This window comes from Micrococcus luteus, assembly GCF_022664405.1.
Classification (GTDB): Bacteria; Actinomycetota; Actinomycetes; order Actinomycetales; family Micrococcaceae; genus Micrococcus; species Micrococcus luteus.
In genome coordinates this window covers 1-12,628 of record NZ_JAKRLB010000034.1, presented here as the reverse complement: position 1 = coordinate 12,628, position 12,628 = coordinate 1, and the positions used below count along the sequence as shown (strand labels likewise).

The 12,628-nt window shown below is 72.8% G+C and carries 14 protein-coding genes and 1 pseudogene; 11 read left to right on the top strand and 4 right to left on the bottom strand.

Annotated features, from left to right (window positions below; translation table 11 throughout):
- The 10 genes and pseudogenes from MF605_RS11520 to nrdR form a co-directional block, all read left to right on the top strand.
- Positions 1-209 (top strand): annotated as a pseudogene (locus MF605_RS11520) (cell division protein FtsZ); the annotation flags it as partial.
- Positions 206-1,027 (top strand): purine nucleoside phosphorylase YfiH/LACC1 family protein, encoded by an 822-nt coding sequence (locus MF605_RS11515; protein WP_041102721.1) that lies wholly within the window; start codon positions 206-208, stop codon positions 1,025-1,027. The pseudogene MF605_RS11520 and the gene MF605_RS11515, both read left to right, overlap by 4 nt.
- Positions 1,024-1,812, top strand: a complete 789-nt coding sequence (locus MF605_RS11510) for a YggS family pyridoxal phosphate-dependent enzyme (RefSeq protein ID WP_041102722.1) — start codon at positions 1,024-1,026, stop codon at positions 1,810-1,812. The genes MF605_RS11515 and MF605_RS11510 overlap by 4 nt, the downstream gene beginning before the upstream one ends.
- 110 nt (positions 1,813-1,922) lie before the next feature.
- Positions 1,923-2,555, top strand: a complete 633-nt coding sequence (locus MF605_RS11505) for a cell division protein SepF (protein ID WP_036314178.1) — start codon at positions 1,923-1,925, stop codon at positions 2,553-2,555.
- Between the two features lie 7 nt (positions 2,556-2,562).
- Positions 2,563-2,859, top strand: coding sequence for a YggT family protein (locus tag MF605_RS11500; RefSeq protein ID WP_036314180.1), 297 nt, complete (start codon positions 2,563-2,565; stop codon positions 2,857-2,859).
- Positions 2,860-2,998: 139 nt separating this feature from the next.
- Positions 2,999-3,598, top strand: a complete 600-nt coding sequence (locus MF605_RS11495) for a DivIVA domain-containing protein (RefSeq protein ID WP_041102723.1) — start codon at positions 2,999-3,001, stop codon at positions 3,596-3,598.
- Between the two features lie 56 nt (positions 3,599-3,654).
- A complete protein-coding gene (gene lspA, locus MF605_RS11490; protein ID WP_036314214.1) occupies positions 3,655-4,125 on the top strand; it encodes a signal peptidase II in 471 nt (156 codons plus the stop codon).
- Between the two features lie 4 nt (positions 4,126-4,129).
- A complete protein-coding gene (locus MF605_RS11485) occupies positions 4,130-5,092 on the top strand; it encodes an RluA family pseudouridine synthase (protein WP_080772536.1) in 963 nt (320 codons plus the stop codon).
- A 107-nt stretch (positions 5,093-5,199) separates the two neighbouring features.
- Positions 5,200-8,796, top strand: a complete 3,597-nt coding sequence (gene dnaE / locus MF605_RS11480) for a DNA polymerase III subunit alpha (protein ID WP_036314184.1) — start codon at positions 5,200-5,202, stop codon at positions 8,794-8,796.
- Positions 8,797-8,839: 43 nt separating this feature from the next.
- Entirely contained in the window at positions 8,840-9,334 is a 495-nt protein-coding gene (gene nrdR / locus MF605_RS11475) for a transcriptional regulator NrdR (RefSeq protein WP_002855838.1), read from the top strand.
- 158 nt (positions 9,335-9,492) lie between these two features.
- Here the strand turns inward: nrdR and ppgK are convergent, their stop codons facing one another.
- Together ppgK and map are read right to left on the bottom strand one after the other, a co-directional pair.
- Complete coding sequence (ppgK, locus tag MF605_RS11470) at positions 9,493-10,317, bottom strand: polyphosphate--glucose phosphotransferase (protein WP_044659513.1); 825 nt, start codon at positions 10,315-10,317, stop codon at positions 9,493-9,495.
- Between the two features lie 21 nt (positions 10,318-10,338).
- Positions 10,339-11,283: a type I methionyl aminopeptidase gene (gene map, locus MF605_RS11465; protein WP_036314189.1), complete on the bottom strand. Its 945-nt coding sequence runs from the start codon at positions 11,281-11,283 to the stop codon at positions 10,339-10,341.
- Positions 11,284-11,319: 36 nt separating this feature from the next.
- On the opposite strand from map, the gene MF605_RS11460 reads away from it, so the two are divergent.
- Positions 11,320-11,532, top strand: a complete 213-nt coding sequence (locus MF605_RS11460; protein ID WP_036314191.1) for an SPOR domain-containing protein — start codon at positions 11,320-11,322, stop codon at positions 11,530-11,532.
- Between the two features lie 67 nt (positions 11,533-11,599).
- On the opposite strand, the gene panB is transcribed toward MF605_RS11460, so the two are convergent.
- Positions 11,600-12,463: a 3-methyl-2-oxobutanoate hydroxymethyltransferase gene (panB, locus tag MF605_RS11455; protein WP_036314193.1), complete on the bottom strand. Its 864-nt coding sequence runs from the start codon at positions 12,461-12,463 to the stop codon at positions 11,600-11,602.
- Between the two features lie 23 nt (positions 12,464-12,486).
- On the bottom strand, positions 12,487-12,628 hold a 142-nt coding region (locus MF605_RS11450; RefSeq protein ID WP_242821289.1), incomplete at its 5' end, for an integrase core domain-containing protein.

The window sequence follows — 12,628 nt, the reverse complement described above, 5'->3', positions numbered from 1 at the left end:
CGGCCCCCGCGCAGCCGCAGCCCGCCGCCCAGCCGCAGCCCGCCGCCCCGGCCCAGCCGCAGCAGGCCGAGCGCCCCGCCGTGCGCGGCACCGTGCCGCTGGCCCCGCAGGAGCAGCAGCCGCGCCGCCAGCAGGACCTGCCCACCGTGGTGGAGCCGGACCTCGGCGCCGGGTCCTCGGACCTGGACGTCCCGGACTTCCTCAAGTGACGGCCGCGGAGGGGCCGGCCGGGACCGCACGGGTCCCCGCCGGCCCCTTCGTGCACCGCGAGACCGTCCGCACCGCGACGGGCGCCGTGCACGTGGCCTGGACGTCCGTGGCCGCCGGCAACCTCGCGCCGCACGTGGTCCCGCCGGACGAGGCCGCGGGGCTCGCTCGCGTCAGCGCCGCCCGCCGCGCCCTGGAGCGCGTGATGGGGGTCCCCGAGGGCGCCACGCTCTATCTGGACCAGGTGCACTCGGCCGACGTCGTGTGGGCGGACGGGCCCGGGCGCGGCGGTGCCTCGGCCCCCGTGGCCGACGCCGCCGTGAGCCGCGACGGGTCACGGCCGCTGGCCGTCATGGTGGCCGACTGCCTCCCCGTGGTCGTCGTCGACGAGACGACCGGCGCGACCGCCGTGGCCCACGCCGGGCGGCGCGGGCTGCTGGACGGCGTCCTGGAGGCGACCGTCGATCGGCTGCTCTCCCTGCGGCCGGAGGCCGACCGGACCGGTCCCGGCCTGCGCGCCTGGATCGGCCCCGGCGTGTGCGGCCGCTGCTATGAGGTGCCCGCGGCCATGCGCGACGACGCCGCCGCCTGCCTCCCGGCGACCGCGGCCACCACGTCCTGGGGCACCCCCGCCCTCGACCTGCCCGCCGGCGCCGCGGAGGTCCTCCGTGCCCGCGGGGTGGCCACCGCGACGATCAACGTGTGCACGCGGGAGGACGAGCGCCTGTTCTCACACCGTCGGGCGCCCGGTGAGGGCCGGTTCGCCGGCCTCGTCTGGCGCGCCGACCCCGACGCCACCGTCCCGAGAGGAGACGCATGACCGCCCCCGCCACCGCCGGGCCGACCCCGACGGACCCCCGCGCCCGGGAGATCGCCGACGCGCTCGCCGCGGTGCACGCCCGCATCGCCGACGCCGCGCGGGACGCCGGGCGCGAGGCGGAGCCCGCGCTCGTCGTCGTGACCAAGACCCACCCCGCCGACGACGTCGTGCGCCTCGCCGCGCTCGGCGTGACCGACGTGGGGGAGAACCGCGACCAGGAGGCCCGGCCCAAGGCCGAGGCCGTCGCCGCGGCTCTGGGGGCGGACGCCCCGCGCTGGCACTTCGTGGGCCAGCTGCAGACCAACAAGGCCAAGTACGTGGTGCGCTACGCGTCCGTGGTGGAGTCGGTGGACCGACCCGAACTGGCCGAGGCGCTCTCGCGGGCGCTCGTGCTGCGGCGCGAGCGCGAGCCCGAGGCCGCGATCCCCGACCTGGAGTGCCTCGTGCAGGTGGATGTCGACGACCGCGCCGACGAGGACCGTCCCGAGGGGATCGGCCCGCGCGGCGGCGCCCGCCCCGAGGACGTCCCCGCCCTCGCGGACGTCATCGCAGGCCTGCCGGGCCTGCGGCTGGGCGGGCTGATGTGCGTGGCACCGCGCGGCCTGGACCCGGAGCACGCGTTCCGCCGCCTTGCCGCACTCGGCGCGCGCCTGCGGCAGACGCATCCGGAGGCCACCGCACTGTCCATGGGGATGAGCGCGGACCTCGAGGCGGCCGTGCGCGCCGGGGCGACACAGGTGCGCATCGGCTCCGACGTTCTGGGGGCCCGGGACGCGGTGGGCTAACGTTGACCCCGCGCGTCCCGGCGGGACGCGACAGGACCGTGCGGACGCACGCGCACCGACGACGAACGACGGCGGCCCCCGGGGCCGGAGGACGTGGTGAAGGAAGACTCATGGCTGGTGCCCTGAAGAAGACGATGATCTACCTCGGCCTGGCCGACGGCGACGAGTACGACGAGCAGCCGCGTGCGGCCGAGCGGGAGACCGCGCCCCGACACGAGGTCGTCGAGGCGCGCCGCCCCGCGGAGCCGGACACCGACCCCCACATGGAGGCCGTCCGCCCGGCTGCGGTCCGCGATCCCGAGCCGGCCGAGCGGCCGGAGCCCGTGACCCCGTCCGGCTCCACCGCGGCCGATCCCGTCGAACCCCGGCGTCCGGCGCGTCCCGAGCCGGTCGACCCGGGCTACCGGGCCCCGGTGACCCCCATCAAGCGAGCCGCAGCGTCGTCTGCCGAAGGAGCCTCCGTGCACACCCTCTCCACCGTCCACCCCCGCTCCTACAACGACGCGAAGGCGATCGGCGAGGCCTTCCGCTCCGGCGTCCCCGTGATCATGAACGTGACCGACCTCGGTGAGAACGAGGCCAAGCGCCTCGTGGACTTCGCGGCCGGCCTCGTCTTCGGCCTGCACGGCTCGATCTCCCGCATCACCAGCAAGGTGTTCCTGCTGACCCCGGCCACCGTGGACGTCGTCGGCGCCGAGCAGGGCGAGTCCGGCGCGGCCGACTCCCCGTTCGACGGCGACTGAGGCGCCCATGCAGCTGCTCCTCGCCCTCGCCTACATCGCCCTGACGGTGGTGCTCGCGGCGCTGACCGTGCGGATCGTCCTGGACGTCACGCAGTCGTTCGTCCGCCACTGGCGCCCCACCGGGGCGGCCCTCATGCTGGCCAGCGGCGTGTACGGGGCCACCGATCCGTTGCTGCGCCCCGTGCGTCGTGCCGTGCCGCCGGTGAACCTGGGCGGCATCGGCCTGGACGTGGCCTTCCTCATCGTGTTCCTCGGCGTCGTCCTGCTGCGGGTCCTGGTGCTGAGCCTGGCCGGCGTGGCCTGACCCGCGGCCCGGGGCGGCTGTCGGCCCCGGTGGTAGTCTTCGCGGCAGGATCGGCGCCGCCCCTCACCGGCGCGCCGACCGCCGACGCGCCGGGCCGCCCGGCCGTCCCCGAGCACCGAGCAGAGAGCGAGACGGTTCCATGGCGCTGTCCTGGGAAGACGTGGTCAACAAGCAGTTCCAGCCCACGAAGTTCCGCGAGGGCTACGACCAGACCGAGGTGGATGACTTCCTCGACGAGATCGTGGCGGAGTTCAAGCGCCTGATCGCCCTCAACGAGCAGCTCGAGTCCGAGAACGCGGAGCTGCGCGCCGGCGGCGCCGCCCCGGCCGCCGGCCCCGCTGCGGACACCCCGGAGGCCGCCGCGACCCCGGCCTCCGCCGAGGAGTCGGCCCCGGCCGCCGCCCCCGAGTCCGCCGACGCGGCCGCGACCTCCGCCGCCGGCGTCCTGGCCATGGCCCAGCGGCTGCATGACGAGCACGTCGCCGCGGGCGAGCAGCGCAGCACCGAGCTCGTCGCCGAGGCCGAGGCCACCGCGGCCCGGCTCGTCAGCGACGCCGAGGAGCAGAAGGCCCGCACCCTCGAGGCCCTGGCCGTGGAGAAGGCCGGCCTGGAGGGCGAGGTCGAACAGCTGCGCAGCTTCGAGACCGACTACCGCAGCCGCCTCACCTCCTACATCGAGGGCCAGCTGCGGGAGATCCGCGCCCAGAAGCGCGTCGAGCCCCCCACGCCCACGGCGTGAGTCGTGCCGTCGACGCCGCGCCGGCCCCGCGATCCCCTCGCGCGGGCCGGCGAGCCGTGCTCACCGCCCTCATCGTGGCGGTGCTGGCCTACGCCCTCGACCAGCTGACCAAGTACGCGGTCGAGAGCACGATGCAGCTGGGGGACTCCGTCGCGGTGATCCCCGGGGTGCTGCGCTGGCACTACATCCTGAACCCGGGCGCGGCCTTCTCCATCGGCGAGGACCACACCTGGGTGTTCACCATCATCCAAGCCGTGGTGGCGGTCGCCGCCCTCGTCGGGATCGCCCGCGTGCGCTCGACGCCGTGGGCCCTGGCGCTGGGCGGGCTCGCCGGCGGCGTGCTCGGCAACCTCACGGACCGGCTGTTCCGGCCCCCGGCGTTCGGGCGCGGCCACGTGGTCGACATGATCTCCGTGCCGCACTTCGCGATCTTCAACGTGGCGGACTCGTTCATCGTCTGCTCCGTCATCGGCGTCGCCCTGCTCGTGATGACCGGCCGCCGCCTGGACGGCACACGGGAGGCGTGAGGACATGGGCATGAGACCGGGACTGACCGAGCGGCTCGAGGTCACCGAGGCCGAGGCGGGCCGGAGGGTCGACGCGGTGCTCGCCGACGCGTTCGGCGTCTCCCGCTCGCTGCTGGCGGACTGGTTCTCCCGGGGCCTGGTGCGGGCCGAGTCGCGCTCCGGCCGCCGGGACCGCGTCCTGGCCAAGTCCGCGAAGGCCGTGGTGGGGGAGACCCTCGCCGTCGACGTCCCCGACGACCCCGACCCCCTGGAAGTGAGGGCAGAGCGCGTGGACGCGCTGAGCATCCTGTACGAGGACGAGGACCTGGTGGCCGTGGACAAGCCCACCGGCGTGGCCGCGCACCCCTCGCCGGGCTGGGTCGGGCCCACCGTGGTGGGCGCCCTGGCCGCCCTCGGCTACGACATCACCACCTCGGGCGCCCCTGAGCGCCAGGGGATCGTGCACCGGCTCGACGTCGGCACCACCGGGGTCATGGTCGTGGCCAAGACCGAGCGCGCCTACACGGCCATGAAGGACCAGTTCCGCGAGCGCGTGCCGGAGAAGGTCTACCACGCCGTGGTCCAGGGCATCCCGGACCCGCTGAGCGGCACCGTGGACGCGCCCATCGGGCGGCATCCCGGCCACCACTGGAAGTTCGCGGTGCTCGAGGACGGCCGGCCGTCCGTGACCCACTACGAGACGCTCGAGGTGTTCGGCCGGGCCACCCTGCTCGAGGTCCACCTGGAGACCGGGCGCACCCACCAGATCCGCGTGCACACCTCGGCGCTGCGCCACCCGTGCGTCGGCGACCTCACGTACGGGGCGGATCCGCGCCTGGCGGCCGAGCTCGGGCTGACCCGCCAGTGGCTGCACGCCCACCGCCTGGCGTTCCCGCACCCGGTCACGGGGGAGCCGGTGACGATCACCTCCCCGTATCCGGACGACCTCGCCCACGCCCTGGCGGCGCTGCGCGGCGACGAGGACTGAGCCTGCACCGTCGATGTGACCCCCGTCCCGGTCCGGCCCCGCCGCCCGGGCACCACGAGTAGGCTGGTGCGGCCCTGCCGTCCTCCCCGTCGAAAGGCCCACCCCGCATGACCGTGTCCGCCGACGCCCGCCCCGACGCCGTGAAGGACGGCGGCTTCGTCCACCTGCACACGCACACCGAGTACTCCATGCTCGACGGCGCCGCGAAGCTGGACGACCTGTTCGCCGAGGCCCAGCGGCTGGGCATGGACTCGCTGGCCATCACGGACCACGGCTACCTCTTCGGCGCCTACGACTTCTGGTCCAAGGCGACGGCGGCGGGCGTCAAGCCGATCATCGGGCTCGAGGCCTACGTGGCCCCCGGGCAGCAGCACCGCACGGACAAGGAGAAGACCCGCTGGGGCGAGCCCCACCAGCGGGGGGACGACGTGTCCGGCGGCGGTGCGTACACGCACATGACGCTGCTGAGCGAGACCACCGAGGGGATGCACAACCTGTTCCGGATGGGCTCGATCGCCTCGCTGGACTCGGTGTACGCCAAGTGGCCGCGGCTGGACCGGGAGCTGCTGAGCCAGTACTCGAAGGGCCTGATCGCCACCACGGGCTGCCCCTCCGGCGAGGTGCAGACGCGCCTGCGCCTGGGCCAGTACCGGGAGGCGATGCAGGCGGCCTCGGACTTCCGGGACATCTTCGGCAAGGACAACTACTACTGCGAGATCATGCACCACGGCCTCGACATCGAGCGCCGGGTGATGACGGACCTGCGCCGGCTCGCCAAGGACCTGGGCCTGCCGTTCGTGGCCACGAACGACCTGCACTACACCCACGAGCACGACGCCAAGGCGCACGAGGCGCTGCTGGCCCTGCAGTCGGGCTCGAAGCTCAACGAGCCCAGCTACGACCAGGGCGGCTCCCGCTTCGCGTTCTCCGGCACCGAGTACTACCTGAAGTCCCCGCGGCAGATGCGCGAGCTCTTCGCGGAGCTGCCCGAGGCCTGCGACAACACGCTGCTCATCGCCGAGCGGTGCGAGGTCGAGTTCGACACGAAGGCCAACTACATGCCGGTCTTCCCCACGCCGGAGGGCGAGGACGAGACCAGCTGGCTCATCAAGGAGGTCGCCTCCGGTCTGGCCTACCGCTACCCGGACGGCGTGCCGGACCACGTGCGCAAGCAGGCGGACTACGAGCTGGACGTCATCATCTCGATGGGCTTCCCCGGGTACTTCCTCGTCGTGGCCGACTTCATCAACTGGGCCAAGGAGAACGGCATCCGGGTGGGCCCGGGCCGCGGCTCGGGCGCCGGATCGATGGTGGCGTACGCGCTGCGCATCACGGACCTGGACCCGCTCAAGCACGGGCTGATCTTCGAGCGGTTCCTCAACCCGGACCGCGTGTCCATGCCCGACTTCGACGTCGACTTCGACGACCGCCGTCGCTCCGAGGTGATCGACTACGTCACCCGCAAGTACGGCGACGAGCGCGTCACCATGATCGTCACGTACGGCACCATCAAGACCAAGCAGGCCCTGAAGGACTCGGCCCGCGTGATGGACCAGCCCTTCTCGATGGGCGAGTCCCTCACCAAGGCGCTGCCGCCGGCGGTGATGGCCAAGGACATCCCGCTCAAGGACATCGAGGACCCCGCGGCCCCGCGCTACGGGGAGGCCGCGCCCTTCCGCGAGCTGATCGCCACGGACCCGGTGGCGAAGGAGGTCTTCGAGACCGCCAAGGGCCTCGAGGGCCTGAAGCGGCAGTGGGGCGTGCACGCGGCCGGCGTGATCATGTCCTCGGTGCCGGTGATCGACGTCATCCCGATCATGCGCCGCCTGCAGGACGGCCAGGTCATCACGCAGTTCGACTACCCGATGGCGGAGTCCCTGGGCCTGATCAAGATGGACTTCCTGGGGCTGCGCAACCTCACGATCATCTCGGACGCGCTCGAGAACGTGAAGGCGAACCAGGGCGTGGACCTGGACCTGGAGACCCTCGACGTGGACGACCCGGCGGCCTACGAGCTGCTGGCCCGCGGTGACACCCTCGGCGTGTTCCAGCTCGACGGCGGGCCCATGCGCTCGCTGCTGAAGATGATGCGCCCGGACAACTTCGAGGACATCTCGGCGACCATCGCCCTGTACCGCCCCGGCCCCATGGGCGCGAACTCGCACACCAACTACGCGCTGCGCAAGAACGGGCAGCAGGAGATCACCCCGATCCACCCGGAGCTGGAGGAGCCGCTGCGGGAGATCCTGGACACCACCTACGGCCTGATCGTGTATCAGGAGCAGGTCATGGCGATCGCCCAGAAGGTGGCGGGCTACTCGCTCGGCCAGGCCGACATCCTGCGCCGTGCGATGGGCAAGAAGAAGAAGTCGGAGCTGGACAAGCAGTACGAGGCGTTCCACCAGGGGATGCTGGACCGCGGCTACTCGGAGGCCGCGGTGAAGGCCCTGTGGGACATCCTGCTGCCCTTCTCGGACTACGCGTTCAACAAGGCGCACTCGGCCGCCTACGGCCTGGTCTCCTACTGGACGGCCTACCTCAAGGCGCACTACCCGGCGGAGTACATGGCCGCGCTGCTCACCTCGGTGGGCGACGACAAGGACAAGCTGGCCATGTACCTCAACGAGTGCCGCCACATGGGCATCACCGTGCTGCCCCCGGACGTGAACGAGTCCCACCTGACCTTCACCCCCGTCGGCCGGGACATCCGCTTCGGCATGGGCGCCGTCCGCAACGTGGGCGCCAACGTGGTCAAGGGCATGGTCCAGGGGCGCGAGGAGAAGGGCTCGTACACGGGCTTCGGCGACTTCCTGGCGAAGGTGCCGCTCGTGGTGTGCAACAAGCGCACCATCGAGTCCATGATCAAGGCCGGCGCCTTCGACTCCCTCGGCTACGCCCGCCGCGCCCTGCTGGCCGTGCACGAGGAGGCCGTGGACGCCACCGTGGCGCAGAAGCGCAAGGAGGACCACGGCGAGTTCACCTTCGACCTGTTCGCGCTCGGCGGCGGCGACGAGGACGACTCCGACGCCGCGGACGGCGTCGCCGTCCCGGACCTGCCGGAGTGGGCCAAGAAGGAGAAGCTCGCGTTCGAGCGCGAGATGCTGGGCCTGTACGTGTCCGACCATCCGCTGCAGGGCCTCGACGGCGTCCTGGCCCAGCACGCCGACGTCCAGATCACCCGCGTCCTCGACGACGACGGGCCCGCCGACGGCGCGATCGTCACCATCGCGGGCCTGATCACCACGCTCGAGCGCCGCATCGCCAAGTCCTCGGGCAACGCGTACGCGCGCTGCGAGATCGAGGACCTCGGCGGCTCGATGGACGTCATGTTCTTCGGCCAGGTGTACGCGCCCATCGCGATGATGCTGGCCGAGGACCTCGTCGTCGCCGTCAAGGGCAGGGTGCAGCGTCGTGACGACGGGTCGGTGTCCCTGTCCGCGATGGAGCTGACCATCCCGGAGCTCTCGGATGGCCCCGGCGGCCCCGTGCGGATCACGCTGCCCGCGTTCAAGGCCACGGAGCAGGTCATGGGCCAGCTGGCGGACGTGCTGCGCACCCACGAGGGCTCCTCGGAGGTGCGGCTGTCCCTGGTGGGCCAGCGTGCCACGCAGGAGTTCCAGCTGGGCCCGCAGTTCCGGGTGAGCCCGAACCCGGCGCTGTTCGGCGACCTCAAGATCCTGCTGGGTCCGGCCTGCCTCGGCTGAGCGGACGTAGCATGGGAGTGCCCCGCCCAGGAGGAGAGAGCTGATGCACTGCCCGTTCTGCCGCCATGAGGACTCGCGCGTGGTCGACTCACGCTCCCTCGACGACGGCTCCGCCATCCGTCGGCGTCGGCAGTGTCAGGCCTGCGGCAAGCGGTTCACGACCATGGAGACCACCGCCCTGACCGTCGTCAAGCGCTCCGGGGTGGCGGAGCCGTTCGACCGCTCCAAGGTGATCAACGGCGTCCGGAAGGCGTGCCAGGGGCGGCCGGTGACGAGCGACGACCTGGCCATGCTCGCCCAGGAGGTCGAGGAGACGGTCCGTGCCACGGGCAACGCCGAGGTGGACGCCCACGACGTCGGCCTGGCCATCCTCGATCCGCTGCGCCGTCTCGACCAGGTGGCCTTCCTGCGCTTCGCCTCCGTCTACCGGGACTTCGAGTCCCTCGACGACTTCGAGGAGGCCATCGCGGAGCTCCGGGCCGGTGACGGGGACGACCGCGGCCGTCCCGCCGTGCAGCCGCGGCTGTTCACCCGCTGACCCGGGCCGATGCGACGGCGCGGCCGGGATCGACGCTGCAGTGGTGCGCACGGCCTCCAGGCGCTACAGTGATCCCCGGGTCGACCTCGGTCGGCCCGGCAAGACTGCCGAGGGCGGTTCCGGAGGGGAAGCCGGAACCGCCCTCGGTGTCTGCGCCCTCAGTTGCCGTCGGCGAGCGAGCCGTGCGCGGCCAGGGCGGCGCCCACGATGCCCGCGTTGTTCTGCAGCTGGGCCGGGACGATCGGGGTGCGCAGGCGCAGCAGCGGCAGGTAGTCGTCCGGCCGCTTGGAGATGCCGCCGCCGACGATGAACAGGTCGGGCGAGAAGATCCGCTCCACGTGGGAGAAGAAGCGCTGCAGTCGCTCGGCGTACTCGGCCCAGCTGAGCTGATCGCGCTCCCGGGCCTTCGCAGAGGCCCGTGACTCGGCCATCACGCCGTCGAGCTCCAGGGAGCCGACCTCGAAGTTCGGGACGAGCATGCCGTCGTGGATCATCGCGCCGCCGATGCCGGTGCCGAGGGTGATCACGTGCACCAGGCCGCGCACGCCCCGCCCGGCCCCGTAGCGGGCCTCCGCGAGGCCGGCCGCGTCGGCGTCGTTGACCACGGTCACGGGGCGGCGCAGGTGCTCCTCGAACGTGCCGCGCAGGTCCGTGCCGATCCACGAGTGGTCGATGTTGTTCGCGGACAGGCACACCCCGTCCTTGACGATCGAGGGGAAGCACACGCCCAGCGGGGCGGAGGGCTTCGGCGCCTTCTCGCGCCCGTCGAGCTCGGCGGTGATGGCCGCCAGGGTCGCCGCCACGGGCTCGGGCATGGCCGTCTGCGGCGTGGGGATGCGGAAGCGGTCCCCGCGCAGGGTGCCCGCCTTCGGCCCCGACCCGAGGCGGACCAGGCCGCCCTTCATGCCGGTCCCCCCGACGTCGATGCCGATCGTCGTGGGGTATTTGGAGGAGCGCTGGGCGGTGCTGGTGTGCGTCGTCACGGCCCCCAGCTTAGTGCCGAGTCACGGCAGCGTGAGAATCTCCGCGCCGTCGTCCGTGACCACGATCGTGTGCTCGAACTGCGCGGTGCGACGGCGATCGCGGGTCACCACGGTCCAGCCGTCGTCCCACTGGTCCCACTCGATCGTGCCGAGGGTGAGCATCGGCTCGATGGTGAACACCATGCCGGGCACGAGCAGGCGGTCGTGGGCCGGGGCCGCGTCGTAGTGGGGGATCACGAGGCCGGAGTGGAAGTCCACGCCCACGCCGTGGCCGATGAAGTCGCGCACCACGCCGTAGCCGAAGCGCTTGGCGTAGGACTCGATGGCGCGGCCGATCACGTTGACCTGACGGCCGGGCTTCACGGCGCGGATGCCGCGGCGCAGGGCCTCCTCGGTGCGCTCGACGAGCAGCCGGGACTCCTCGTCCACGTCGCCGACCAGGTAGGTGCGGTTGTGGTCCCCGTGGACACCGTCCAGGTACGCGGTGATGTCCAGGTTGACGATGTCCCCGTCCTCCAGGACGGTGCCGTCCGGGATGCCGTGGCAGATGACCTCGTTGATCGAGGTGCAGATGGACCGCGGGAAGCCGCGGTAGCCCAGGCAGGACGGGTAGGCGCCGCGCTCCACGAGGAAGGCGTGCGCGATCCGGTCCAGCTCGTCCGTGGTGACGCCCGGGCGGATGTGGGCGGCGGTGTGCTCCATGGCCTGCGCGGCCAGGCGGCCGGCGGCGCGGATCCGCTCGACGCCGGCGGCGTCGTAGACGTCCGAGGCCTTGCCCTCGTCCGGGGTGGCCTTGCCGACGTACTCGGGGCGCGGGATCGCGGCCGGCACGGGCGGGGCGGGGGACGGGGCCCCGGGCGTCAGCGTGCCGACGGGGGCGAACGACCCGGGCTCCGGCGCGGTGGGGCCCGCAGGGCGGGGACCGTTGTGGCTGGACGGGGCGACGGGGTTCTGACGCTGGGACATGTCCTCCAGCCTATCGGCCCGGCTACTGTGGCCCCCATGACCGAGACGAGCGAGTTCTGGTACAACGTCAACACGCATCAGGTGGAGGTGGGCGCCCAGTCGGACTGGTCCCAGCTGCTGGGCCCGTTCGGCACCCGTGAGGAGGCCCAGGCCGCGATGGACCGCGTGCGGGCGAACAACGAGACCGCCGACGCCTGGGACGAGCGCGACGACGACTGGGACAGCCGTCCCGTCGACGACGCCTCCTGACCGCGGCGCCGGACGACACCGGGCCCCCGTCCCTCGGACGGGGGCCCGGTCGTCTCACGGGGCGGGTTCAGCCCTGGAAGCCGTGCTCCGGGGCCGGGAACGCGCCGTCGAGCACGTCCGCGCGATAGGCCCGGACCGCGTCGCCCACGACCTCGTGCAGGCGGGCGTACTGACGGACGAACCGGGGCACCCGTCCCTCGCGCAGGCCGAGCATGTCCTGCCACACGAGCACCTGGCCCGTGGTGCCCGGGCCCGCGCCGATGCCCACGGTGGGCACCCGCAGCGCGGCGTCGACGGCGGCGGCGACGTCCGAGGGGACCATCTCCATCAGGACGGCGAACGCCCCCGCGGCCTCGAGGGCCCGGGCCGACGCCGTCATCCGCTCGACCGCCCCCGCGCCGCGGCCCTGCACCCGGTAGCCGCCGAGCACGTGCTCGGACTGCGGGGTGAAGCCGATGTGGGCCATGACCGCGACGCCGGCTGCCGTCATCGCGGCCACGTGCTCGGCGAAGCGCTCGTCGCCCTCCACCTTGACGGCGTGCGCGCCGGACTCCTTCACGAGGCGCACGGCCGACTCGACGGCCTGCCGCGGGGAGGCCTCGTACGAGCCGAAGGGCAGGTCCGCGACCACGAGGGCACGCTCGGCACCGCGCACCACGGCCTGGGTGAACAGGATCATCTGGTCCAGGGTGACCGGCAGGGTGGTGGGATGGCCCAGCACGGTGTTGCCCACCGAGTCGCCCACGAGCAGCACCTCGACGCCGGCCTCGTCGAACAGGGCCGCCGTCATCGCGTCGTAGGTGGTGAGCATCGCGAAGCGCCGGCCCTCGTCCTTGGCCCGCTGCAGGTGGACCGTCCGGTACCGGGACGGGGCGGGCGGCCCGTAGGGGGCGGTGTCGTCAGGCTGCCGGGGGGACTGGGGAGCAGACATGGGCCGGAGTCTACGCGGCGCGTCTAGATGTAGGAGGGCATGACGTTGTTGACTCGGGCCGGGGCCAACGAGGCCGGAGGGGCGTCCCCGCAGGAGGTATGAGGCCGATGGTAGTTGTAGTGGTTCACCCACACGGCCAGCGCCTCACGCCGAGCTGTCTCTGAG